This is a genomic window from Streptomyces sp. NPDC001852 (assembly GCF_042891825.1).
Classification (GTDB): domain Bacteria; phylum Actinomycetota; class Actinomycetes; order Streptomycetales; family Streptomycetaceae; genus Streptomyces.
The window spans coordinates 163,723-187,368 of record NZ_JBIATN010000016.1; the positions used below are offsets into that span (position 1 = coordinate 163,723).

23 protein-coding genes are annotated in these 23,646 nt (G+C 71.4%); 7 read left to right on the top strand and 16 right to left on the bottom strand.

Annotation, left to right across the window (positions count from 1 at the left end):
- Positions 1-75: 75 nt before the first annotated feature.
- The 7 genes from rnc to ACFYZB_RS27430 all read right to left on the bottom strand — a co-directional run bounded on the left by rnc (position 76) and on the right by ACFYZB_RS27430 (position 7,405).
- The gene (gene rnc, locus ACFYZB_RS27400) at positions 76-933 is read right to left on the bottom strand and encodes a ribonuclease III (RefSeq protein WP_351216323.1); all 858 of its coding nucleotides are present in this window, start codon (positions 931-933) and stop codon (positions 76-78) included.
- An 8-nt stretch (positions 934-941) separates the two neighbouring features.
- Positions 942-1,115 (bottom strand): 50S ribosomal protein L32, encoded by a 174-nt coding sequence (gene rpmF / locus ACFYZB_RS27405; protein ID WP_003951102.1) that lies wholly within the window; start codon positions 1,113-1,115, stop codon positions 942-944.
- Between the two features lie 2 nt (positions 1,116-1,117).
- The gene (locus ACFYZB_RS27410; protein WP_388763266.1) at positions 1,118-1,768 is read right to left on the bottom strand and encodes a YceD family protein; all 651 of its coding nucleotides are present in this window, start codon (positions 1,766-1,768) and stop codon (positions 1,118-1,120) included.
- A 128-nt stretch (positions 1,769-1,896) separates the two neighbouring features.
- Positions 1,897-2,982 (bottom strand): ATP synthase F0 subunit B, encoded by a 1,086-nt coding sequence (locus ACFYZB_RS27415; RefSeq protein WP_388763268.1) that lies wholly within the window; start codon positions 2,980-2,982, stop codon positions 1,897-1,899.
- A 57-nt stretch (positions 2,983-3,039) separates the two neighbouring features.
- Positions 3,040-3,519, bottom strand: a complete 480-nt coding sequence (coaD, locus tag ACFYZB_RS27420) for a pantetheine-phosphate adenylyltransferase (RefSeq protein WP_067041222.1) — start codon at positions 3,517-3,519, stop codon at positions 3,040-3,042.
- 26 nt (positions 3,520-3,545) lie between these two features.
- A complete protein-coding gene (gene rsmD / locus ACFYZB_RS27425) occupies positions 3,546-4,133 on the bottom strand; it encodes a 16S rRNA (guanine(966)-N(2))-methyltransferase RsmD (protein WP_351216330.1) in 588 nt (195 codons plus the stop codon).
- A 41-nt stretch (positions 4,134-4,174) separates the two neighbouring features.
- Positions 4,175-7,405 (bottom strand): helicase-related protein, encoded by a 3,231-nt coding sequence (locus ACFYZB_RS27430; RefSeq protein WP_388763270.1) that lies wholly within the window; start codon positions 7,403-7,405, stop codon positions 4,175-4,177.
- A gap of 151 nt (positions 7,406-7,556) precedes the next feature.
- On the opposite strand from ACFYZB_RS27430, the gene ACFYZB_RS27435 reads away from it, so the two are divergent.
- Positions 7,557-9,392: an HSP90 family protein gene (locus ACFYZB_RS27435; protein ID WP_388763272.1), complete on the top strand. Its 1,836-nt coding sequence runs from the start codon at positions 7,557-7,559 to the stop codon at positions 9,390-9,392.
- Positions 9,392-12,460: a tetratricopeptide repeat protein gene (locus ACFYZB_RS27440; RefSeq protein WP_388763274.1), complete on the top strand. Its 3,069-nt coding sequence runs from the start codon at positions 9,392-9,394 to the stop codon at positions 12,458-12,460. Before ACFYZB_RS27435 ends, ACFYZB_RS27440 begins: the two co-directional genes overlap by 1 nt.
- A gap of 22 nt (positions 12,461-12,482) precedes the next feature.
- Here ACFYZB_RS27440 and ACFYZB_RS27445 read toward each other — a convergent pair whose 3' ends face one another.
- Positions 12,483-14,177, bottom strand: coding sequence for a DAK2 domain-containing protein (locus ACFYZB_RS27445; protein WP_388763275.1), 1,695 nt, complete (start codon positions 14,175-14,177; stop codon positions 12,483-12,485).
- 261 nt (positions 14,178-14,438) lie between these two features.
- On the opposite strand from ACFYZB_RS27445, the gene rpmB reads away from it, so the two are divergent.
- Positions 14,439-14,624 carry a 50S ribosomal protein L28 gene (gene rpmB, locus ACFYZB_RS27450; protein WP_003993230.1) on the top strand — a complete coding sequence of 62 codons (186 nt, stop codon included), beginning with the start codon at positions 14,439-14,441 and terminating at the stop codon, positions 14,622-14,624.
- 113 nt (positions 14,625-14,737) lie between these two features.
- Here rpmB and thiD read toward each other — a convergent pair whose 3' ends face one another.
- Both thiD and ACFYZB_RS27460 read right to left on the bottom strand, forming a co-directional pair.
- The gene (gene thiD, locus ACFYZB_RS27455) at positions 14,738-15,526 is read right to left on the bottom strand and encodes a bifunctional hydroxymethylpyrimidine kinase/phosphomethylpyrimidine kinase (RefSeq protein WP_388763277.1); all 789 of its coding nucleotides are present in this window, start codon (positions 15,524-15,526) and stop codon (positions 14,738-14,740) included.
- A complete protein-coding gene (locus ACFYZB_RS27460; RefSeq protein ID WP_388763279.1) occupies positions 15,523-16,488 on the bottom strand; it encodes a thiamine-phosphate kinase in 966 nt (321 codons plus the stop codon). The genes thiD and ACFYZB_RS27460 overlap by 4 nt, the downstream gene beginning before the upstream one ends.
- 246 nt (positions 16,489-16,734) lie before the next feature.
- On the opposite strand from ACFYZB_RS27460, the gene ACFYZB_RS27465 reads away from it, so the two are divergent.
- Complete coding sequence (locus tag ACFYZB_RS27465) at positions 16,735-16,968, top strand: Lrp/AsnC family transcriptional regulator (RefSeq protein WP_003997603.1); 234 nt, start codon at positions 16,735-16,737, stop codon at positions 16,966-16,968.
- A 20-nt stretch (positions 16,969-16,988) separates the two neighbouring features.
- The gene (locus ACFYZB_RS27470; RefSeq protein ID WP_351216342.1) at positions 16,989-17,510 is read left to right on the top strand and encodes a DUF3515 domain-containing protein; all 522 of its coding nucleotides are present in this window, start codon (positions 16,989-16,991) and stop codon (positions 17,508-17,510) included.
- A gap of 12 nt (positions 17,511-17,522) precedes the next feature.
- Here the strand turns inward: ACFYZB_RS27470 and ACFYZB_RS27475 are convergent, their stop codons facing one another.
- From ACFYZB_RS27475 to ACFYZB_RS27485, 3 genes are read right to left on the bottom strand one after another with little or no spacing between them, the layout of a single operon-like run.
- Positions 17,523-18,680 (bottom strand): D-alanine--D-alanine ligase family protein, encoded by a 1,158-nt coding sequence (locus ACFYZB_RS27475; protein ID WP_351216344.1) that lies wholly within the window; start codon positions 18,678-18,680, stop codon positions 17,523-17,525.
- A gap of 59 nt (positions 18,681-18,739) precedes the next feature.
- Entirely contained in the window at positions 18,740-19,750 is a 1,011-nt protein-coding gene (locus tag ACFYZB_RS27480) for an NAD(P)H-dependent glycerol-3-phosphate dehydrogenase (protein ID WP_388763282.1), read from the bottom strand.
- Positions 19,747-20,571 (bottom strand): lysophospholipid acyltransferase family protein, encoded by an 825-nt coding sequence (locus tag ACFYZB_RS27485; protein ID WP_388763284.1) that lies wholly within the window; start codon positions 20,569-20,571, stop codon positions 19,747-19,749. The genes ACFYZB_RS27480 and ACFYZB_RS27485 overlap by 4 nt, the downstream gene beginning before the upstream one ends.
- A 153-nt stretch (positions 20,572-20,724) precedes the next feature.
- Here ACFYZB_RS27485 and cofC point away from each other — a divergent pair, with 153 nt between their 5' ends.
- Positions 20,725-21,363 (top strand): 2-phospho-L-lactate guanylyltransferase, encoded by a 639-nt coding sequence (gene cofC / locus ACFYZB_RS27490; protein ID WP_388763286.1) that lies wholly within the window; start codon positions 20,725-20,727, stop codon positions 21,361-21,363.
- A 124-nt stretch (positions 21,364-21,487) separates the two neighbouring features.
- Positions 21,488-21,691, top strand: coding sequence for a hypothetical protein (locus tag ACFYZB_RS27495; protein WP_351216352.1), 204 nt, complete (start codon positions 21,488-21,490; stop codon positions 21,689-21,691).
- An 82-nt stretch (positions 21,692-21,773) separates the two neighbouring features.
- On the opposite strand, the gene ACFYZB_RS27500 is transcribed toward ACFYZB_RS27495, so the two are convergent.
- The 3 genes from ACFYZB_RS27500 to leuD form a co-directional block, all read right to left on the bottom strand.
- A complete protein-coding gene (locus tag ACFYZB_RS27500; RefSeq protein WP_351216354.1) occupies positions 21,774-22,421 on the bottom strand; it encodes an HU family DNA-binding protein in 648 nt (215 codons plus the stop codon).
- 136 nt (positions 22,422-22,557) lie between these two features.
- Positions 22,558-22,788, bottom strand: a complete 231-nt coding sequence (locus ACFYZB_RS27505) for a hypothetical protein (RefSeq protein WP_351216356.1) — start codon at positions 22,786-22,788, stop codon at positions 22,558-22,560.
- A gap of 264 nt (positions 22,789-23,052) precedes the next feature.
- A complete protein-coding gene (leuD, locus tag ACFYZB_RS27510) occupies positions 23,053-23,646 on the bottom strand; it encodes a 3-isopropylmalate dehydratase small subunit (RefSeq protein ID WP_351216358.1) in 594 nt (197 codons plus the stop codon).

The window sequence follows — 23,646 nt, forward strand, 5'->3', positions numbered from 1 at the left end:
CCCGTACGGAGCGGTGGATGGCCGAGCGCCCGCTCCGCCGGGACGGGCGGGGCGGGCGCTCGGTACTGCTGTGGGTCAGGCGGGAGCCGACGACGACTCGTCGTTCTTGGCCGCGGCCTTGGCCGCCTCGTCGGCCTGCTGGGCCTCCTTGGCCGCCTTGGCGCGCTCGTCCGCCGCGGCCTTGATGGCCCGCCAGGCGGACTCGGCGGCCTGCTGCTCCGCCTCCTTCTTGCTGCGGCCGGTGCCGGTGCCGTACGAGACGCCTCCGACGCGGGCGGCAGCAGTGAAGGTCTTCTCGTGGTCGGGGCCGGTCTCCGTGACCAGGTACTCGGGCACGCCGAGTCCTTCGGTCGCGGTCAGCTCCTGGAGGCTGGTCTTCCAGTCCAGGCCGGCACCGAGGTTCGAGGACTTCTCGATCAGCGGGTCGAAGAGCCGGTGCACCAGCTCGGACGCCGAGTCGAGGCCCTGGTCGAGATAGACCGCACCGATCACCGCTTCGAGGGTGTCGGCGAGGATGGACGCCTTGTCCCGGCCGCCCGTGCCCTCTTCACCGCGGCCGAGCCGGATGAAGGAGCCCAGGTCGAGGCCGCGGCCGACCTCCGCCAGCGCACGCGAGTTGACCACCGCGGCCCGCAGCTTGGCCAGCTGGCCTTCGGGCAGGTCGGGGTGGATGCGGTACAGCGTGTCCGTGACGACGAGGCCGAGGACGGAGTCACCGAGGAACTCCAGCCGCTCGTTCGTCGGCAGACCGCCGTTCTCGTACGCGTAGGAACGGTGGGTCAGCGCGCGCACCAGAAGGGCGGACTCGACCTGGTAGCCGAGCCGCCCTTCCAGAAGCGTGTGGGACGAGGCCTGGTTGTCCGCCTTCTTCTTGGCGGGTGCGTCCGCCTTGGCGTCTTCCGCCTTCTTGGGACTGGACACAGTGCCTCTCACCAGCCCGCTCAGACTTCGAGGACCTGGCGCTTGTTGTAGGTGCCGCAAGACGGGCACGCGATGTGCTGCTGCTTGGGCTCGTGGCAGCGCTCGCACGCAACCAGGGTGGGGACCGCAGCCTTCCACTGCGACCGGCGGTGGCGCGTGTTGCTGCGCGACATCTTCCGCTTCGGAACAGCCACGGCTACTTCTCCTGCTTCTCGTCGACGCCCGCTTCCGCGTCAGCGCCGCTCATCTCGTCCTTCTCGCCGTCTTCGAGTGAACCGGCGAGTCCCTGCAAAGCCGCCCAACGGATGTCGACGGCGTCGTGATGGTGGTCCGGGTCGTCCGCGAGCCGCGCTCCGCACTCGGAGCACAGGCCCGGGCAGTCTTCCTGGCACACCGGCTGCATCGGCAGTGCGAGCACCACCGCATCGCGCAGCAGAGGTTCGAGGTCGAAGAGTCCGTCCTCGAGGAAGAACCTGTCCTCGTCGTCCTCGGCGTCGTCGCCCGGTTCCGCGATCACGCGGCCCCGGTCGTCGGCGTCAGGGTACGAGAACAGTTCCTGGAAGTCCGCTTCGAGCTCCAGCCCGACCGGCTCCAGACACCTTACGCACTCCCCCTCGGCCTGTGCACGGGCGGTGCCTGTGACGAGCACCCCTTCCATGACCGACTCGAGCCGGAGTTCGAGCTCCACCGGGGCGCCTTCCGGCACTCCGATGACCCCCTGGATGCCGAGATCGGCGGGAGCGTCGATCGTGCGGGACAGGCGCTGGAGCGCGCCAGGACGCCGACCCAGCTCGTGCGTGTCGAACACGAGGGGGTTGCGGTGGTCGAGGCGGGCGTTGGAGGCCATTCCTGCTTTCGATCTTCGAGCTCGGAGGGCCGCCGCCCGTCGGTGTCGCGGGCAGCGGTGATCGCGGACGTACGCGCGACCGAAGAGCCAGGATACTGGACCTTTCCCTCAGGGCCCAATCCGGTACGTCACTGTAGACCGCGCCCCTGCTCGTAGGCCCGCAGCTGCTCGGCGCTGATCATGCCCGTGTCGAAGAGACTGGTCTCGTCCAGGGCATAGCCCTGCTGCGGCTGCTGCGGCTGCTGCTGGTGCTGGTGCTGGTGGGCCTGCTGGGGGTCGTAGGCGGCCTGCTGCTGGTCGTAGCCCTGATAGGCGTAGGGGTCGGCCTGCTGGTAGCCGTACGGGTCCTGCTGCCCGTAGGCGGGCTGCTGCGGGAAGCCGCCGTAGGGGTCCGGCTGCTGCTGGTCGTACGCATACGCCGGCTGTGGCTCGTACGACGGCTGCTGCTGCTGCGGCTGCTGGTGCCGGTCGGTGCGCTCGGCCGGGGCGTCCTGCTCGGCGAGGGCGGCGAGGTCGGCCAGGTAGTCGGCGTCGCTGGAGTGCTGGAAGGTCGTGGTGTCGTCGGCGAGGGCGCCGAGGTCGTCCGTGGCGATCCGGCCGTGCAGCTTCTGCCGGCCGCGGCCGACGGCCTCCAGGGTCTTGGCGAGGACCGCCTCGAAGGCGCCCAGCTTGACGTCGACGTACTGGTCGGCGTTGTGGCGCAGGGTCTCCGGGTCGTGGCTGCGCTCGGGGGCGTCCTCGTCCTCGTAGCCGTTCTCGTCCAGGCCGGGCCCGGTGCCGAGCAGCTTCTCCCGGCCCCTGCCCACCGAGCCGAGGGTCTTGGTGAGGACGACCTCGAAGTTGGCGAGCTTGGAGTCGACGTAGTCGTCGGCCTCGGCGCGGATCTCCTCGGCCTCCTTGCGGGCCTCGGCGAGGATCCGGTCGGCCTCGGCCTGGGAGCGGCGGGCGATCTCGGTGTCGGAGATCAGCGAGCCGCGCTCGGCGTGCGCGCTCTCGATGATCCGCTCGGCCTCCATGCGGGCCTGCTCGACCATCTGCTCACGGTCGCCGATCAGCTCCTGCGCCTGTGCGAGGGAGCCGGGCAGCGCCTGGCGCACCTCTTCGAGCATCGCGAGCAGCTCGGCGCGGTTGACCACGCACGACGCCGACATGGGCATGGACCGGGCGCCGGAGACCGTGGAGACGATCTCGTCGAGCTTCTTCTGCACGTCCACCTGTGCTCGCCACTCTCTACAGCCGGGTTGGAGACGGACGGGACGACTGTAGCCCCATCAGTCCTTGCGCAGGCGCTTGTTCAGGGCCTCGAGCACCGGGGCGGGCACCAGGTGGGAGACGTCGCCGCCCCAGGCCGCGACCTCCTTGACCAGGGAGGAGGAGAGGAAGCTGTAGGTGGGGTTGGTGGGCACGAACAGCGTCTCGACCCCCGTGAGGCCGATGTTCATCTGGGCCATCTGCAGTTCGTAGTCGAAGTCGCTGACGGCGCGCAGGCCCTTGACGATGGCGGGGATGTCGCGCTGCTTGCAGAAGTCGACGAGGAGGCCGTGGAAAGCCTCGACGCGGACGTTCGCGTACTCGGCGGTGACCTCGCGGATCAGCTCGATCCGCTCCTCGATCTCGAACAGGCCCTTCTTGGACTTGTTGATCATCACCGCGACGTAGACCTCGTCGTAGAGACGGGAGGCTCGGGCGATGATGTCGAGATGTCCGTTGGTGATCGGGTCGAACGACCCGGGACAGACGGCGCGGCGCACTTGTGATCCCTCGCTCTCCGGTCCGGTCATCGTGCGTCTTCGCACGTAGAGGCGGCGCGACCGTACCAAAACGTTCCCTCGCCGTAGCGACGGGACCTGATCGCCTCGAAGCCGTCCGGCCACTGGAATGCGCCGCCTCTGGTGCTGCGCTCCACGGTGACGAGCGCTTGCTCAGCGAGCCAGCCCTCCGAGTGGAGTGTGAGCAGAATCTCGCGAAGATCGTGATCTGTGACGGCGTACGGGGGGTCGAGGAAGACGAGGTCGTACGGCTCTTCCGGCGCCGGTTGCCTGATGATCTGTTCTGCTTTGCCCGCTCGCACTTCGGCGCCGGGAAGGCCCAGGTTCTTCACGTTCTCGCGCACGATTCTCGCCGCGCGGGCGTCGGCTTCGACGAGGAGGGTGTGGCCGGCGCCCCGGGAGAGGGCTTCCAGGCCCACGGCGCCCGATCCGGCGTAGAGGTCGAGGACCCGTTCGCCGTCCAGGGGGCCGCCCAACAGTGACTGCCAGGTGGAGAAGAGACCTTCGCGTGCGCGGTCGGAGGTGGGGCGGGTTCCGGTACCAGGAGGTACCGAGAGGCGCCGTCCGCCGGCCCGGCCGGCGATCACGCGGGTCATGTGGGGTCCTTCTTCGTGGGCGGCAGTACGTTCATTGTGGCTCAGCCCTTTTCCAGGTACTGCTCCCTGTCCTCGTCCACAAGAGCGTCGAGAGCCGTACGCAGACCCGGCAGGCGCTCCAGCTCCGGATCGGACGCCACCAGCGCCGTCGCCTCCTGCCTCGCCTCCGCGATGACCTCCTCGTCCTCGATGACCGCGAGGACGCGCAGGGAGGAGCGGGCGCCGGACTGGGCCTGGCCGAGGACGTCGCCCTCGCGGCGCTGTTCGAGGTCGATACGGGAGAGCTCGAAGCCGTCGAGGGTGGAGGCGACGGCGTTCAGCCGCTGGCGGGCCGCGCTGGCCTCGGGCATCTCGGTGACCAGCAGGCACAGTCCGGGGGCCGAACCCCGGCCGACGCGGCCGCGGAGCTGATGGAGCTGGGAGACGCCGAAGCGGTCGGCGTCCATGATGACCATCACCGTGGCGTTGGGGACGTTCACGCCGACCTCGATGACCGTGGTGGCGACCAGGACGTCGGTCTCGCCCGCGGCGAAGCGGCGCATCACCGCGTCCTTGTCGTCGGGGTGCATACGGCCGTGCAGGACCTCCACCTTCAGGCCCTGCAGGGGGCCGCGGCCCAGCTGGTCGGCGATGTCCAGGACGGCGAGCGGCGGGCGCTTCTCCGCCTCGTCCTCGGGGGACTTCTGCCTGGCCTTCCCGGGATCGTCCTCCTCGTCCCCGATCCGGGGGCAGACGACGTACGCCTGATGGCCGTTCGCCACCTCCTCGCGGACCCGCTCCCAGGCGCGGGTGAGGAAGTGCGGCTTGTCGGCGGCGGGGACGACGTGGCTGGCGATCGGGGAGCGGCCGGCCGGGAGCTGGTCGAGGACGGAGGTCTCCAGGTCGCCGAAGACCGTCATGGCGACCGTGCGCGGGATCGGGGTGGCCGTCATGACCAGCAGGTGCGGGGGCTGCTTGCCCTTGCCGCGCAGGGCGTCGCGCTGCTCCACGCCGAAGCGGTGCTGCTCGTCGACCACGACCAGGCCGAGGTCGTGGAACTGGACCTTGTCCTCGATCAGGGCGTGCGTGCCGATGACGATGCCGGCCTCGCCGGTGACCAGGTCCAGCAGGGCCTGCCGGCGGGCGGCGGCGCCCATGGAGCCGGTGAGCAGGACGACCTTGGTGGCGTGCTCGGCGCCGCCCAGCATGCCGCCTTCAGCCAGCTCGCCCATCATCTCGGTGACCGAGCGGTGGTGCTGCTGGGCGAGCACCTCGGTGGGCGCGAGCATGGCGGCCTGCCCGCCCGCGTCGACCACGGCGAGCATGGCACGCAGGGCGACCATGGTGTTGTGGGTGACCGTGAAGTGGTCGGTGACGTACGCGTGGCTCGGGTGGGCGACGCTGATGCACTGGACCGGCTTTCGTCCCACGTACTCGACTGAGCGGACTCCGCGTCGGAAGGTGTTGTACTTCGGCCGGGGACCTACCTGTTCAGCCTTGCGCGTAAGCCTGAACGGGGCATAGGCATCGGGCAGGGACACGGAGACATTGAACGCAGCCCGCTTCGGCAGGATCCGCGCCCGGCCTCCCAGGGAGCGCACCAGCCATGCGACATCGTCCGCGAGCCTGCGCGAGGCGGAGCAGAACGAGGCGCTGAAGCCGCCCGTATGGACGGTCCCATCAGTGTCCATGAGCCCCTGGAGTACAGCATGACGGTTCTTGATCGACGTGTTCTTGAACACGTCGGGAACGAACTTGTCGTGTGATGTCAGATCCCACAGACCCAGATCGCGCAGGGCTTGGATCACTGGATTTCGCGCCCCGCCGACACGTTGCGCGAGCTGGATCGTGTAGTCGCAACGGGAGCCCTGCACTGGCACCAACCGGCATTCTGGCGCCACGGCGGCCGCCACGGCATCCCGGATCTCGTCATCGATAGTGGACAGGCGCAAGTTGTGGCGGAAGGAACCGTCCCCTAGGAGAAGGCCGAAAAGGTAAGGATCCATCGGCAGCGCCGAGTCGTCTCCGAGGTCGACGGGGGCTGCGGCCGGGATGTACCACTTCGAGGATCCGTTGGCCTTCAATGTGTCCAGGCGGATCTCCCGAGTGGTCATGACCTTGGGCGGCTGCCCCCGATGCCACCCGCAGCTCGTGCCGACGATCCAGAGATGTTCGTCGTCGCACTCCACAGAGCTTCCGTCCGAAAGGATCAGACGCCAGACGTCGCGTTCTCCTTGCGGGAAGAGGCCGTCGATCAGGGCGACCTCCCCGTCCGGCACGATGACCTCGTCCCCTGTCTTCAAGTCGCCCATGCGACGGAAACCAACAGGGGTGAGGACGAGCGAGTCCAGCGGCTGGGCCTTGCCCGAGCCGACCTCTCCCTGGAGCAGGCGGTGCATCGGGTGTTCCGTGGCGAGGTCGTCGAAGATCTCCTTGGAGACCTTCTGCTGGCCCTCGGTGAGGGTGAAAGGCAGGCGGTCGTCGAAGGCCGCGAGGAGGCCGTCGGGCTTGGGTTTGCGGGGGACGGCGGGAAGTTGGGTGTCCGCGTGCCGGCGGCGGGCCAGGGCGACCTGGAGGACGAAGGCCTCGTCCCACTTCAGGCGGGCGCGGGCGTCGGCGATGTCGGCCTTGGTGTGCGGGCGGTGGATCTTGAGCAGGGCCTCCGGGAGCGGGACCAGGCCACGTCCCTCGCACAGGGACGGCGGCAGCGGGTCGCGGGCCTCCTGGGCGGTGGGCAGCACCGTCTGGACCGCCTTGCCGATCTTCCAGGACTCCAGTTTGGCGGTGGCCGGGTAGATGGGGATCAGCGCGCCGGCCCAGCTCTCCACCGTTTCCTCACTGTCGCCTCGCAGCAACTCATAGGCAGGATGGGCCAGTTGGAGGCGACGGTTGAAGACCGAGACCTTGCCGGCGAACATCGCGCGGGTGCCCGGCAGCAGCTCCTTGTGGGGCTTGTGCACGCCGTTGCCGAAGAAGACCAGCTGGAGCCGGCCGCTGCCGTCGGTGATCGTAACCTCCAGGCGCTGGCCCTTGCCGCGCGGGGCCTTGGCGGAGGCGAAGGTGTGCAGGCGCGCGTCGGCGACCTGGGCGACCACCGTGACGTGCTCGTCCATGGGGAGGTCGGCGAGCTGGGTGAGCTGGCCGCGCTCCTCGTATCTGCGCGGGTAGTGGTGGAGGAGGTCGCCGACGGTGTGCAGGCCGAGGTGCTCGGCCATCACCTTCGCGGTGGCGGGGCCGAGCACCGACTTCAGGGGCTGCTTCAGTGGTTCTTGAAGTGCGGGCACGAGATCCATTGCACACCACGCCACCGACAATGCCGGGAAAACCCTGGTCAGCCGGGCTGTTCGGCCCTAGGATGGCGCGCTCCGGCCGTCCCCCGCGGTCACCGCCCCGCCGGGACCGCCCGACCCCGCGCCGCATGCCTCCCCCTCCGGCGCAGTGACGATGGACTCTCAGACCCCACAGTCATCCCAGGCATCCCCATCACCTCACCAACCTCACATGTTCCAGGTCGACCTGCGCGGTCTGGTGGACCTGCTCTCCCATCACCTCTACTCGAGCCCCAAGGTCTATCTGCGCGAGCTGCTGCAGAACGCCGTCGACGCCATCACGGCACGGCGGCGTGCGGAGCCCGACGCCCCGGCCCGCGTGCGGCTGTACGCCGACGGCGGCGGCCTGCGCGTGGAGGACAGCGGCATCGGTCTCACCGAAGCGGACGTGCACGAGCTGCTGGCCACCATCGGGCGCAGCTCCAAGCGGGCCGAGGGCCTGCAGGAGGCCCGCACGGACTTCCTCGGCCAGTTCGGCATCGGCCTGCTGGCCTGCTTCGTGGTCGCCGAGCGGATCCGGGTGGTCAGCCGCAGCGCCCGTACGCCCGGCGCACCACCGGTGGAGTGGACGGCGTGCGACGACGGCTCGTACACCGTGCGGACCCTGCCGGACGCCGCGCGGCCCGGCCCCGGTACGACCGTCCACCTGACCGCGCGGCCCGGGGCGGCCGAGTGGCTGGCGCCCGAGCGCGTCCTGACCCTGGCCCGCGACTTCGGTGCCCTGCTGCCGTACGACGTCCGGGTGGGCGAGGAGCCGGTCACCGATCTGCCCGCGCCCTGGGACCGGCCGTATCCGAGCCCGTCGAGCAGAAGGGCGGCACTGGCCCGCCACTGCCGCCGGCTGTTCGGGTTCGCGCCGCTGGACTCGATCGACCTTGAGGTGCCGCTGGCCGGGATCCGCGGGGTGGCGTACGTGCTGCCGGCGGCCGTGAGCCCGGCCCAGCGGGCGACCCACCGGGTGCATCTGAAGGGCATGCTGCTGACCGAGCGGGCCGAACAGCTGCTGCCCGACTGGGCGTTCTTCGTGCGCTGCGTGCTGGACACCGACAGTCTGCGGCCCACGGCCTCGCGCGAGGCGCTGTACGAGGACGAGACGCTGGCCGCCGTACGGGAGGCGCTCGGCGAAAGGATCCGGTCCTGGCTCACCGGGCTCGCCGCCGGTGATCCGGAGCGGTTGACGGCCTTCCTCGCCGTGCACCACCTGGGAGTGAAGTCCCTCGCCCGGCACGATCGCGACATGCTGCGCACGATGCTGCCCTGGCTGCCGTTCGAGACGACCGACGGGCAGCTGTCCCTGGAGGAGTTCGCGCAGCGGCACCCGGTGGTGCACTTCACGCGGACCGTGGAGGAGTACCGGCAGGTCGCGCCGATCGCCTCCGCGCAGGGCGTCGGCGTGGTCAACGGCGGCTACACGTACGACGGCGACCTGGTCGAGGCGCTGCCGTCGGTGCGGCCGGGCACGATGGTCGCCGAGCTGGACGCGGACACCGTGACCGCGCACCTGGACCCCGTCGACGCGGGCGAGGAGCTCGCCCTGTCCGGCTTCCTGGCGGCGGCGCGGGCGAAACTCGACCCCCTGGGCTGCGATGTCGTCCTGCGGGCCTTCCACCCGCTGTCGGTGCCCGCGCTGCACCTGGACGACCGGGCCGCGCGCCACGAGCAGGCCCGCGCGGCGGCCGAGGAGCGGGCCGACGACCTGTGGGCGGGCATCCTCGGCTCGCTGCGCGGCAGCGCGCCACGCGCGCGTCTGGTGCTCAACCATCTCAACCCGCTGGTGCGGCGCATCGGTTCGCTGAAGGACCCGGAACTGGTCGGCACCGCCACCGAGTCGCTGTACGGGCAGGCCCTGCTGATGGCGCGGCGCCCGCTCGGCCCGGCGGACTCGGCACTGCTGAACCGCGCGTTCATCGGCCTGCTGGAATGGGCCACACACGGGGAGAACGGCGACTGATGGGTGAGATCACGGACTTCGACGCGCTGCGCCGGGCGATGGCGGAGAACTCCGGGCAGCCGGAGGGCCCGGCCCGCAACGCCCGCGCGGAGCAGTTGCTGGCCGAGGCGGAGGGCCTCGGCATCCCGCTGGCCGTCATCGAGGCGCTCGGGCACCAGCTGAAGGTCTACAACTACAGCTCCGAGAAGGACAAGATGTTCGTCCCGTTCGCGCGACTGCTGCGCATGTGGGACGAACGACCCGAGGACTTCGACGCGTACGAGGCGCACTCGCTGCACTGGGTCTTCAAGTGGGTGTCGGCGGGCATGCTGGACCAGCCGCACGTCCCGCTCGCCTCGATCGAGAAGTGGCTCGGCGAGATGGAGCACCGCTACCGGCTCGCCGGGCATTCCGAACGGGCCGTGCGCGGGGCCGAGTTCAGCGTGGCCGCGCACATCGGGGACCTGGCGCGCGCGGAGCGGGCGTACGCGGCGTGGCTCGCCGCGGACCGGGACGCGATGGCCGACTGCCACGCGTGCGAGCTGAACGGGCAGGGCGTCTGGCAGGCCGAGCGCGGCCGGGACGCGGAGGCCCTGGAGCTGTGGCGGCCGGTGCTGGAGGGTGAGTTCGCCTGCGCGCACGAACCGCACACCGTGCTGGCCTCCTCGCTGGCCCCGCTGCTGCGCCTGGGCCGCGTGGACGAGGCGCGCGCGAACCATCTGCGGGGCCTGCGCCTCGTCCGCCCGATGGAGTCGATGCGCGGCGCGTACGCCGACCATGTGGAGTTCTGCGCGCTGACCGGGAACGAGGCACGGGCGCTGGAGCTGCTCGCCGAACGGCCCGCCTACTTCACGGACACGGGGCATCCGCGCAGCCGGCTGGACTTCATGGCCGTGGTGACGCTGCTGATGGACCGGCTGACCGAGCTGGGCCTCGCCGGGCAGCGGGTGCCGGGGCCGGCGGGGCGCACCTGGACGGCGAGCGAACTCGCGGCCCACGCGCGCGTGGAGGCACTGGACCTGGCCGAGCGGTTCGACCGGCGCAACGGCACGTCGTACGTCGGCGACCGGGCACGCGCGCGTATGGCCCGGCGGCCGCTGCTGGAGCGCCTGCCGCTGGGCGTGCGCTCGCGCCCCGCGCGAGCCTCGGTGGCCGCGCCCCCGCCGCCGGAGGTACCCGACGCGCCCGGCCTGGCGGCCCTGCTCGCCGAGGCGCGGCGGCTGTCGGAGACGCTGCAGCCGCACGCCCTGGAGGCGTGGGCGGCCGTCGCACGGGCCGCGGGCGAAACGGAACTGGAGCCGCGCGACCGCGCGGAGCTCGCCGACCACGAGGCGATGTCCCGCGGCCCCGCGGGCATCGAGCTGTTCGAGCGGGCAGCGGCCCTGTACGCGGAGGCGGGCGACCCCGGCGAGGCCCTGGCGGCACGCGCGCGTGGCGCGTACGTCCGCGCCCTGACGGGCGAGGTGGACGTGGCCCTGGGGACGGCCACCGCCCTGTACGACGAGGCCCTGGCGTTGTACGCCGAGGAGTCCACCGGCCTACGGCAGACGGCGTCGGTGCTGATGAGCCGGGCCCGCATCCTGATGCGGTGCGTGCACCAGGGGGCACCGGTCCTGGAGGCACCGGACGGAGGCAGCCCCGCACCTGCGGTGGGCTCGGACGAGACGGAGCGCGAAGTCCTGCTGCCTGACAGCACGCTCCCCGGAGCGACGGAGAAAGCCGGGCGTCGGTCGGGGGCCGGGGACGCCGTTGCGCCCGGGGCTGTGCCGGGGCGGGTGCGGGATGTTCTGGTGCGGGCCGAGCAGGCCGTGCGTGAGGTGCTGGCGCTGGTCGACGGGCGGACCGGGGGCGAGGTGCGGCTGGCCGCCCGGGCCGCGGAGGCGCGGGCCATGCTCGCCGAGCTCGCCGGGCTGCGCGGGGACACCGGGCGGGCCGCGGAGCTGTTCCGGCGGGCGGCCGACGCGTACGTGGACGCCGGGCTGCCGTGGTTCGCCGTGGAGTACGAAGCGCAGGTCGCCGCACTGGCCCATCAGGCCGGTGACCCGGCCGGGGCCGAGCGGGCGCTGCGGGCCGCGCTGGAGCACGGCGGGCCGCACGTGGAGCCGGTCGGGCGGGCCCAGCTGCATCTGCAGCTCGCCGAGGTCGTCGGCGCCCGGGGTGAGGTCGTCGAGGCGGCCGAGCACGCGCTGGAGGCCGCGCACTGGGCCGACGAGGCGGGCGAGAGCGGCACGCTGGGTGCCTGGGCGCGGCAGCAGCTGGGCGGGTTCCTGCTGGGGCAGGGACGGTACGCCGAGGCCGCCGAGGTGCTGGAGTCGGCGCTGGCCGACCTGTCCGCCGGGACGCACGGGGACGGGGCCGTCGTACAGGCGCGGTGGTGGCTCGGCGACTGCCTGAGCGAGCTGGGCGATCACCGCGCGGCCGCCGAACACCGGCTGCGGGCGGCCGAGACCGCCCGGCACTGGCCCGAGCAGCAGGACCACGCCACGCTCGCCCACCTCGCGGCCGAGTCCCTGAGCAGGGCCGGCCTGCTGGAGGAGGCGGACGAGGCGTACACGCGCGCGGGTGAACTGTGGCGCGCGCTGGGCAACCCGGCCTTCCTCGTCCGCTCCCTGCGCGCCCGCGGCTGGCTCGCGCTGCGCGGGGAGGGCGGAGCGGAGGGCGCCCGGGAGCTGATGACCGAGGCGGTGCGGGAGTGCGAGCGCGCGCTTCGGGCCGCGGCCGACCCGGTGTCCCGGGAGCAGCTCACGGCCGAACTCGCCGACACGCACCGACAGTTCGGAGATCTACTGGCCCGCTCGGCGGACGAGGAGGTCGAAGACGGCGCGATCCAGGCCGCGTTCGAGGCGGCGCTGGTCCAGATGGAGCGGGCGGCCGCGCTGTTCGACGCCCTGGGCGCGGACCGGCTGCACGATCGTACCGGTGCCGAACTCGCCGCCGGCCGGCTGGAGGCCGGCCTCGGCCGGGCCGTGGAGGCGGCGGCACGCGCGCGTGCCGTGCTCGCCGCCTACGAAGGGGCCGGCCACGCGGACGAGACCGCCCGGGCGCGGCGGGCGGAAGCCGCCCGGATGCTCGACGAGCCGGAGCCGTGAGGCCCGGGCGCTGCCCCGGTCCTCACTCCACGCCGATGAGCAGCAGGGTCCCCTGCCGGCCGCCCCGGTACACGACCGTGTCCACGGCGAGGTAGGACTCCCGCACGCGGGCCTGGAGATGCTCGGCGACGGTCTCGGGGGCCTCGTCGCCGACGACGAGGGTGACCAGCTCGCCGCCGGCCTGGAGCATGCGGTCCAGGACGGTCGCGGCGGTGGCGGTGACCTCCTCGCCGATCACGGCCACGTCGCCGTCGATCAGTCCGAGCACGTCCCCGGCCTGGCAGATGCCGGCCGTCGTCCAGGACTGGCGTTCGGCGACGACGACCTCGGCGTACCGGGTGGCGCCCGCCGCCGCGGTCATCTGGACCACGTCCTCGTCGAACCGGCGCCCCGGCTCGTGCACGGCGAGCGCGGCGATGCCCTGGACCGCCGAGCGGGTCGGGATCAGGGCCACCCGGATGCCCTCGGCGCGGGCCTGTTCGGCGGCCGCCGCGGCCGTGTGGCGCAGTTCGGCGTCGTTGGGCAGCAGGACGACCTCGCGCGCGTGGGCACGTCGTACCGCCTGCACCAGTTCCCCGCTGGCGGGCGGCTCCCCGGGGCGCGCGAGCACGGTCGTGGCGCCCGCCTCGGTGTACAGCCCGGCCAGGCCCTCGCCCGGTACGACGGCGACGACGGCTCGCTGGGCGCGCTCGCGCGGGGGCCGCTCGCCGCCCGTGTGGACGTCCCCGAGCCCGAAGTGGGTGATCCGGATCCGGTACGGCCGCCCGGCCTCCACGCCCGCCTCCACGGCGGCGCCCGCGTCGTCGACGTGCACATGGACGTTCCACAGCCCGTCGCCGCCGACCACGACCAGGGAGTCACCGAGCGCGTCGAGGCGTTCCCGGAGCCGGGCGACCGCCGTGTCGCCGGCCTCCAGGAGGTAGATCACCTCGTAGGCGGGACCGCCGTCCTCGGCGCCCTCGGTACAGAGGTCCGCATCCGCGATGCCCTCCACGCGCGCGTGCCCGCCGGAAACCGCGTCCGGAGCCACCGGCGCCTCACGCATCCCCGGCACCTCCCGCACCGCCTCCCCCGTGAACGCCTCCACCAGCGCCGCCAGCACCGCCACGAGCCCCCGTCCGCCCGCGTCGACCACCCCCGCCCGGCCGAGTACCGGCAGCTGGCCCGGAGTGGCCGCCAGGGCCTTCCGCGCGCCCTCGTAGGCCGCCCGCGCGACCGTGCCGCAGTCACCCTCGGCCTCCTCCGCGGCCTCGGCGGCGGCCGAGGCGACGGTCAGCACCGTGCCCTCGACGGGGTGGGCGACGGCCTGCCGGGCGGAGTCGGCGGCCCGCCGCAGCGCCAGCCGCAGCGCCGCGCCGTCGACGCGCGAGGCCGCACCGCCCTCGGCGAGCACCTGCGCCATGCCGCGCAGCAGCTGCGCCAGGATCGTCCCGGAGTTGCCCCGCGCCCCGATCAGCGCCCCGTGGGCCATCGCGCGCACGGCATCCCCCAGCGAGGGCTCCCCGGCACCCGTCCCGTACCCGGCGAACACCGCCTCCACGGCCGTGGTCGCCGATTCCAGGGTGAGGTAGAGATTCGTTCCGGTGTCGCCGTCGGCCACCGGATAGACGTTGATCGCGTCGATCTCCTCACGCGCGCGCCCGAGCGCTCCGAGCGCCAGACCGCACCAGGTGCGCACCGCGAGAGCATCGAGGAATGTCTGCGGCACCTGCGCCACCTGCGCCTCCCTGACCTGCTGGCTGGACGTGGACGCAGCGTAGACCCCGAAGCGGGGTCCACCGGAAGAGGGCCGGAAGCGGTGCCCTGAGCTGCCATGGTAGTTTCGTTCTACGGGCGCAGCCGTTGTATGCTGCTCCGGTTGCCCGATCCTGATCGGGCCGTTCCCCTGGCAACGCCACTCAAGATCTCAGATCTTAGGATCTCGATCCCGGCATGCCGGGATTAACCGTAAGTGCATCTGAAGTCTTTGGAGTGACCCGTGGCTGCCAACTGCGACGTCTGCGGCAAGGGGCCGGGCTTCGGCAACAACATCTCGCACTCGCACCGCCGTACGTCCCGCCGCTGGAACCCGAACATCCAGCGTGTGCGTACCGTGGTCGGCGGGACGCCGAAGCGCGTGAACGCTTGCACCTCGTGCATCAAGGCCGGCAAGGTCTCGCGCTGACGCTACAGCTGAGCGCGCGGCCACTGCCTGGTTCGCTGCACTGAGCCGGTCCACCCGAGGGTGGACCGGCTTTTTGCCGTACCCCGCGCCTTCTGCCGTACCCGGCGCCGGTGTCAGCCCCGCAGGCGCCAGCCGTGGTCCACCGGGCCGATCCCCGCCCCCAGGGAGAACCCCGCGGCGATCGCGCCCGTGACGTACTCCTTGGCCCTCGTGACCGCCTCCGGCACGCTCAGGCCCTTCGCCAGCCCCGAGGCGACGGCCGACGCCAGCGTGCAGCCCGTGCCGTGGGTGTGCCGGTTGTCGTGACGGGGTGCACGCAGCCGGTACTCGGCGGCACCGTCCGTGAGCAGGTCCACGGCCTCGCCCGCCAAGTGCCCGCCCTTGATGAGCACCCACCGCGGCCCGAACTCCAGCACCGCGTCCGCGGCCCGTCGCAGGTCGTCCTCGGACTCGACCGGCACCCCCGTGAGTTGGGCCACCTCGTCGAGGTTCGGGGTGGCGACCGTGGCCACCGGGAGCAGCTTCGTCCGTACGGAGTCCAGCGCGGACGCGGCCAGCAGCGGATCCCCGTGCTTGGAGACGCCCACCGGGTCCACGACGGCCGGCGCGTCCGTGCCGGAGATCAACTCGGCGACCGCCTCGACCAGTTCCGCCGAGGCCAGCATGCCGGTCTTCACGGCCTCGACGCCGATGTCGTCCACGACGCTGCGGTACTGGGCCCGGACCGCCTCCACGGGCAGCTCCCAGGCGCCCTGCACGCCCAGCGAGTTCTGCGCGGTCACCGCCGTGATCACGCTCATCCCGTGCACGCCGAGCGCCAGCATCGTCTTCAGGTCGGCCTGGATCCCGGCCCCGCCCCCGGAGTCGGATCCGGCCACCGTGAGCACCCTCGGGGGGCTCATGACTCGATGTCCCCGAAGTGGTCCCAGCCGCCCTTGCTGGTCCAGGGCGCGCCGTCGACGGTCACCTGGGGCAGCGCGGAGGGGTTGAGGACCTCGCCGATGACCTTCCAGCGGGCCGGGAGCTTGGTGTCCGCCGGGAAGGTCGCGACGATCGCGTGGTCCTCTCCGCCGGTCAGCACCCACTGCAGCGGATCCACGCCGACGGCCTGCCCGATGTCGTTCATCTGCGTCGGGATGTCGATCGCACCCGAGCGGATGTCGATACGGACCTTGCTGGCCTCGGCGATGTGCCCGAGGTCGGCGATCAGGCCGTCGCTCACGTCGCACATCGCGGTCGCGCCGAGCCCGGCAGCGGCCGGTCCCGCGTGGTACGGCGGCTCCGGGCGGCGGTGGGCCTCCACGAAGGCGCGCGGGGAGCGGAAACCGCGGGAGAGGACCGCGTAACCGGCCGCTGACCAGCCCAGCCAGCCCGTGACGGCCACCAGGTCGCCGGGCTGGGCGCCGGCCCGGGTGACGGGCTCCTGGTTGCGCAGATCGCCGAGCGCGGTGATCGACACCATGATCGTGTCGCCGCGTACGACGTCACCGCCGACCACGGAGGCGCCCGCGACCTGGCACTCGTCGCGCAGCCCGTCCATCAGTTCGCTGGGCCAGGTCACCGGGAGTTCGGCCGGGACGACCAGGCCGAGCAGCAGGGCGGTCGGTACGGCGCCCATCGCGGCGATGTCGGCGAGGTTCTGCGCCGCCGCCTTGCGGCCGACGTCGTAGGCCGTGGACCAGTCGCGGCGGAAGTGCCGCCCCTCCAGCAGGATGTCGGTGCTCGCCACCACCCGGCGGTCGGGCGCGGCGACCACCGCGGCGTCGTCGCCGGGGCCGATCCGGACCGCCGGGGTGGTGGTGAGACGGGAGGTGAGCTCCCTGATGAGCCCGAACTCCCCGAGCTCACCAACAGTGCCCTTCATTGCCCTTGCTCCCCTTCTCTGCCATGCCGTGCCCAGTCGCGCGTCATCAGTGTCCCCGATACGGTCGAGGTGACTGTCGATACGGTCCGGATGACCGTAGGAACGGTCTTGCGACCGTCAACTTCCGTCGTGCCTGCACCCTGGCGCGCAAGCCCGGTTCCCGCAGGTCTCCCCGCGGGGAGCGGCGACGCGATACCGTGGCGTTCCTTTTCCCCACATGATCCTCGTGGCCGCTCTGGAGGTTCCGTGGTACAGGCGTACATCCTGATCCAGACGGAGGTCGGCAAGGCGTCGACCGTCGCCGAGACGATCAGCAAGATCCCTGGAGTGATCCAGGCCGAGGACGTGACGGGACCGTACGACGTCATCGTGCGCGCCCAGGCCGACACGGTCGACGACCTCGGTCGCATGGTGGTCGCCAAGGTCCAGCAAGTGGACGGCATCACCCGCACCCTGACCTGTCCGGTCGTGCATCTGTAGCCCCCGTCTACCCTTGGCCGGTGAACTCTTTCGGTCACCGGCCCTTCGGCCTGCTCGCGCCCGCGCTGCTGATCGCGGTCGCGGGCTGCTCCTCGGCAGACGACAGCGCCACCGTGGCGGTTCCCAGCCCCGACGCGAAGACGGCACCGGTGTGCCGGGAACTGCACCGGGCGCTGCCGCGGAAGCTCGACGGGCGAAGCCGCAACGACCCCGAACCCCGGTCCGCCTACACGGCGGGCTGGGGAAACCCGGCGATCATACTGCGCTGCGGTGTCGTACGGCCGCCGAAGATGATCGACCCCAAGGTGGCCGAGGGCGGTGACCCCGACGCCATCGCGGGCGGGGTGAACGGCGTGGACTGGCTGATGGAGAAGCAGAGCGACGGCACCTGGCGGTTCACCACCGCGGGCCGTGTGGCGTATGTGCAGATCGGTCTGCCCGAGGGGATGTCGGCGCAGGAGGAGGGCACGGCGATCCTCACGGATCTCGCCCCGGCCGTGAAGAAGGCGATCCCCAAGGGGATCGCCTCCATGCGCGGGTGATGCGCCGGCTGCTCAGCGCAGGCCGGTCGAGCGGCGCAGTGCCGCCTGCACCAGGCGTTCGATCAGTTCCGGGTAGCTGACGCCGCTGGCCTGCCACATCTGCGGGTACATCGAGATCGGCGTGAAGCCGGGCAGGGTGTTGACCTCGTTGATCACGAACTCGCCGTCCTCGGTGAGGAAGAAGTCCGCGCGGACCAGGCCCTCGCAGGAGACCGCCTCGAAGGCCTCGACCGCGAGCCGCTGCACCTCGGCGGTCTGCTCCTCGGTGAGCGGCGCCGGGACGATCCCGGGCGTGGAGTCGATGTACTTGGCCTCGAAGTCGTAGTACGCGTGCGCGTCCGGCGGCGGGATCTCGGCCGGTACGGAGGCGCGCGGGCCGTCCTCGAACTCCAGGACGCCGCACTCGATCTCACGGCCCCGCACGGCGGCCTCGACGAGGATCTTCGGGTCGTGGGCCTGCGCGGTGGCGATCGCCTCGTCCAGGCCGGCCAGGTCGTCGACCTTGGTGATGCCGATGGACGAGCCCGCGCGGGCGGGCTTCACGAACAGCGGCCAGCCGTGCTCGCCGGCGAAGTCGACGATCTTCCTGCGGGCGCCGGACTCGTCCCGCTCCCACTCGCGGGGCCGGATCACCACGTACGGGCCCACCTTGAGCCCGTAGGAGGTGAAGATCCGCTTCATGTACTCCTTGTCCTGGCCGACGGCCGAGGCGAGCACACCCGCGCCCACGTACGGCACCCCGGACAGCTCCAGGAGGCCCTGCAGGGTGCCGTCCTCGCCGTAGGGGCCGTGCAGCACCGGGAAGACCACGTCGACCTCGCCGAGCGCCTTGGGCACCGAGCCGGGCTCGCTGTAGACGACCTCGCGGTTGGCGGGGTCGACGGGGAGCACCACGCCGCCCTCGGACGACTCCGCGAGGTCCGCGACCTCGGGGGTGCGGCGGTCGGTGATGGCCATCCGCTCCGGCTCGTCGGCCGTCAGCGCCCAACGGCCGTCCCGGGTGATGCCGATCGGCAGGACGTCGTACTTCGTCCGGTCGATGGCCTTGAGGACGGCGCCGGCGGTGACCACGGAGATCCCGTGTTCGGAGCTGCGCCCGCCGAACACGACGGCCACGCGCGCCTTGCGCGAGGGCTGCTCAGGGCTCTGGGGAAGGTTCTCGGTGCTCATATCGCGTCGAGAGTACCCGTTGGTAGAGCCCGGATACAGCGTCGACTCAGGGGGTTCGCTCAGCGTCGTTCCGGCTTCGCGCTGCGCGACATCAGCTCCTTGACGGCGACCACCGGGGACTTGCCCTCGTGGACGATGGCGACGACCGTCTCGGTGATGGGCATGTCGACGCCGTGCCTGCGGGCCAGATCCAGCACGGACTCGCAGGACTTGACGCCCTCGGCGGTCTGCCTGGTGACCGCGATGGTCTCCTGCAGGGTCATGCCCCTGCCGAGGTTGGTGCCGAAGGTGTGGTTGCGGGACAGCGGCGAGGAGCAGGTCGCCACCAGGTCGCCGAGGCCCGCGAGTCCGGAGAAGGTCAGCGGGTCGGCGCCGAGCACGACACCGAGCCGCGCGGTCTCGGCGAGGCCCCGGGTGATGAGCGAGCCCTTGGCGTTGTCGCCGAGCCCCATGCCGTCCGCGATGCCGACGGCGAGCCCAATGACGTTCTTCACGGCACCGCCCAGCTCGCAGCCCACCACGTCGGTTTCCGTGTACGGCCGGAAGTACGGCGTGTGGCAGGCGGCCTGGAGGCGCTGGGCGACGGAGACGTCGGTGCAGGCGACGACGGCGGCGGCCGGCATGCGGGCGGCGATCTCCCGGGCCAGGTTGGGCCCGGTGACGACCGCGATGCGGTCGGCGCCGACCTTGGCGACGTCGTCGATGACCTCGCTCATCCGCATGGCGGAGCCGAGTTCGACGCCCTTCATCAGGGAGACGAGCACGGTGTCCGGGGCGAGCAGCGGGGTCCACTCGGCGAGGTTGGCGCGCAGGGTCTGGGAGGGTACGGCGAGGACGGTGAAGTCCGCGTCGCGCAGGGCCTCGGCCGGGTCCGAGGTCGCCCTGAGATTCTCCGGGAGTTCGACTCCGGGCAGGTAGTCGGGGTTGGTCCGGGTGGAGTTGACGGCCTCGGCCAGCTCGGGACGGCGGGCCCACAGGGTGACGTCGCAGCCCGCGTCGGCGAGGACCATGCCGAAGGCGGTGCCCCACGAGCCGGTGCCCATGACCGCCGTCTTGACCACCTTGCTCACTTGCCCTGCCCCTCCGGTTCCTTGCCCTCGGTCCGCACGGTCTGCGCCGCCTGCGACGTCTGTGCGGCCTGCGCGGTCTGCGCGGTCTGCGCCTCGGTGCGGCGCCGCTGTTCGATGCGCTCGCGACGCGGGTCGTAGGGCGTCTCGGGCGCCTTCTCGCCGCGGATCTCCTCCAGCCGGCGGGTGATGGCCGCCATGATGACCTCGGTGGCCTCCTTGAGCAGGTCCGGGGTCATCTCCCGGTCGTAGAAGCGCGAGAGGTCCACGGGCGGGCCCGCGAGCACGTGATGGGTCTTGCGCGGGAAGAGGTTCGGCTTCCTGGCGTACGGCGGCAGCAGTTCGTTGGCGCCCCACTGGGCGATCGGGATGACCGGGCACTTGGTCTGCAGGGCGACGCGGGCGGCGCCGGTCTTGCCGGTCATGGGCCAGCCGTCCGGGTCGCGGGTGAGGGTGCCCTCGGGGTAGAAGGCGACGCACTCGCCGCGTTCCACGGCGTCGATCGCGGCCCGGAAGGCGCTGAGCGCGTCCGTGGACTCGCGGTAGACGGGGATCTGCCCGGTGCCGCGCATGGCGGCGCCGACGAATCCCTTCTTGAAGAGTCCGCTCTTAGCCAGGAATCGCGGAACACGTCCGGTGTTGTACTGATAGTGCGCGTACGCGAAGGGATCCACGTGGGAATTGTGGTTCACCACCGTGATAAATCCGCCCTCGGCCGGAATGTGCTCCATTCCGCGCCAGTCCCGCTTGATCAGAACCACCAGCGGCGGTTTGCAAAGCACCGCGGCGAAGCGGTACCAGAAGCCGATTCTGCGGCGGGGCACACCGACACCTTCCTCTAGGGCTGCCACCCCGGCGGGGGCCGCACGATTGTCGCCCCGGGCCGCCGGTCTGTCGAGAACACCGTACGCCCCACCACCGACGGCGCCAGATGGCGCGGGGAACAATGATCGCGACGAGAGAGGAACGGTACGCCGGTGCAGTGGACCTTGGTCATCCCCCTGAAGCCCCTGTCGCGGGCCAAGAGCAGGCTCTCGGACGCCGCGGGCGACGGGGTGCGCCCGGGGCTGGCGCTCGCGTTCGCGCAGGACACGGTGGCCGCGGCGCTGTCCTGTACGGCCGTGGCGGATGTGGCGGTCGTCACGGACGATGCGCTGGCGGCGCGCGAGCTGGCCGCGCTGGGCGCGCGGATCGTCCCGGACGCGCCGGGAAGCGGTCTGAACGCCGCTCTGGCGCACGGAGCCGCGGTCGTACGGGAAATGCGCCCGCGCACACCCGTTGCCGCCCTGAACGCCGATCTGCCGGCGTTGCGCCCCGTGGAACTGGCCGTTGTGCTGGGCGCGGCCGCGGAGTTTTCGCGGGCGTTTCTCGCGGATGCGGCGGGTCTGGGCACGACGTTGCTGGCCGCGGGGCCGAAGGGGGAATTGCAGCCGGAGTTCGGCATTGATTCCCGTTCCCGGCACCGGGCGTCCGGGGCGGAGGAACTCCAGTCGGCGGGGGTGGATTCGGTACGGCAGGACGTGGACACGGCGGAGGATCTACGGGCGGCGCTCGCCCTGGGGGTCGGACCGTACACGGCGGCCGTTTCGGCGGGGTTGCTGATCCCGGGGTCCTGAACGCACCACAAGCGCCCCGAAGGGGTGCGGGGAACTGCGCGACCAGCCCACCACGCACCCGCACTCCGCAGATGCCCCCGGCCCCACGGCGCATCCCGCAACGGCGAACACTAGGCTGGTCGTCATGCAGGCGACCTCGTACACCTACGACCCCGACACCCGAAGTGGGCAGGTACTGCTCGACGACGGCACCCCCGTGCCCTTCGACGCGTCGGCGTTCGACAAGGGCGGCCTGCGACTGCTGCGCCCCGGACAGCGGGTGCGGATCGAGACCGAGGGAACCGGTGACGCCCTGCGCATCACCCTCGTAACGCTTCAAACCCTGTAACTGCCCTTACACACGCCGCGGGCCGGGCTCCCGAGGGGAGTCCGGCCCGGCGCGTGAGTGCCCTGGCAGTGCTCTGGCGTCCTTACGACGTCGCCTTGCGGGCGGTGGCCTTCTTGGCGGTGGTCTTGCGGGCCGTCGACTTCTTGGCCGGGGCCTTCTTCGCGGTGACCTTCTTCGCCGGGGCCTTCTTGGCCGTCGCCTTCTTGGCGGTGGTCTTCTTCGCCGCGGCGGTCTTGGCGGTCGCCGTCGTCTTCTTGGCGGGCGCCTTCTTCGCCGTGGTCTTCTTCGCTGCGGCCGCCTTCTTCGTCGGCGCCGCCTTCTTGGCCGTGACCTTCTTCGCGGCCGCCTTGGTGGTCTTCTTCGCGGCGGCCTTCTTGACCGTCGCCGCGGCGCCGCCGGTCAGGCTGCCCTTCGGCGCCTTCTTGACCGAGACCTCGCCACCGCGCGGCAGCTTCTTCGAGCCGCTCACCAGGTCCTTGAAGCCCTGACCGGCGCGGAAGCGCGGCACGGAGGTCTTCTTGACCCGAACCCGCTCGCCCGTCTGAGGGTTGCGGGCGTAACGGGCGGGGCGGTCCACCTTCTCGAAGGACCCGAAGCCGGTGACCGAGACCCGCTCGCCCGCGACGACCGCGCGGACGATGGCGTCCAGGACATGATCGACAGCCTCGGCGGCCTGCTGGCGGCCGCCCAACTTGTCGGCAATCGCTTCTACGAGCTGCGCCTTGTTCACGTCTTCCCCTTCGGAGACATCGCCAGAACGAAAGTGTTCAAGCTTTTTCGCACGTTAGGCAGATATATACCGCAAATCAAACACGAAACGGGCTAATCACCCTTGTGCCGCAACGGACTCGGTGGTCTCGGGCTGTTCAGTCGTCCTCGTCGGGGATCCGACCCTCGTCGAGGTCCGTGTTGAACCGCTCGAGCCGCCTTGCCGCAGCGGCGAGATCGTGCTTGGCCGCGGCCGTAATGACCAGCAGCTTCCGGGTCAGCGCCATCCGTACGCCCTCCGGGACTTGCAGTGCGCGCACCCTCGAGTGCGCTTCCTTGAGCTGGTTCGCGACCGCCGCATAGAGCTGGAGTTGGCCGTCGTGTCCCATGCACAGATTGTGCCATCTGGGGCGAGTTGTCGCCTGCGCAGGGGGCAACTACCGCCTCAAATGGCCTTCCAGGCACTTGCGGAGGGTGCGATCCCAGCACTCACGTACCCAGACAACAGCCCTCGTAACGTGGTGAGTTGAGCGTGAAGCCAGAAGCTCACGGGGCCGTTCGGGTGCAGACGTGCCAGTACCCCCGATCGTGGCGATCGGGGGTACTGGCGGGGTGTTGGGGTGGCCGAAACGCGACCCGCTACGGGGTCGGGATCAGGCCTGGAGCGTCCGCGGCTTGTACGACGGCCGCTTGGCCTCGTACGCGGCGATGTCGGCCTCGTTCTGGAGCGTGATGGAGATGTCGTCCAGGCCGTTCAGCAGCCGCCAGCGGGAGTTCTCGTCCAGCTCGAAGGAGGCGGTGATGCCCTCCGCGCGAACCTCACGAGCCTCAAGGTCCACAGTGACCTCAGCAGTGGGGTCCTGTTCCGTGAGCTCCCACAGCGCGTCCACGATCTTCTGGTCCAGGACCACCGTGAGCAGGCCGTTCTTCAGCGAGTTGCCCCGGAAGATGTCCGCGAAACGGGAGGAGATCACGGCCTTGAAGCCGTAGTTCTGCAGCGCCCAGACGGCGTGCTCGCGGGAGGAGCCGGTGCCGAAGTCGGGGCCGGCGACCAGGACGGTCGCGCCCTGCCGCTCGGGGCGGTTGAGGACGAACTCGGGGTCCTTGCGCCAGGCCTCGAACAGCCCGTCCTCGAAGCCGTCCCGCGTGACCTTCTTGAGCCAGTGAGCAGGGATGATCTGGTCGGTGTCGACGTTGCTGCGGCGCAGCGGGACGGCCCGGCCGGTGTGGGTGGTGAAGGCTTCCAT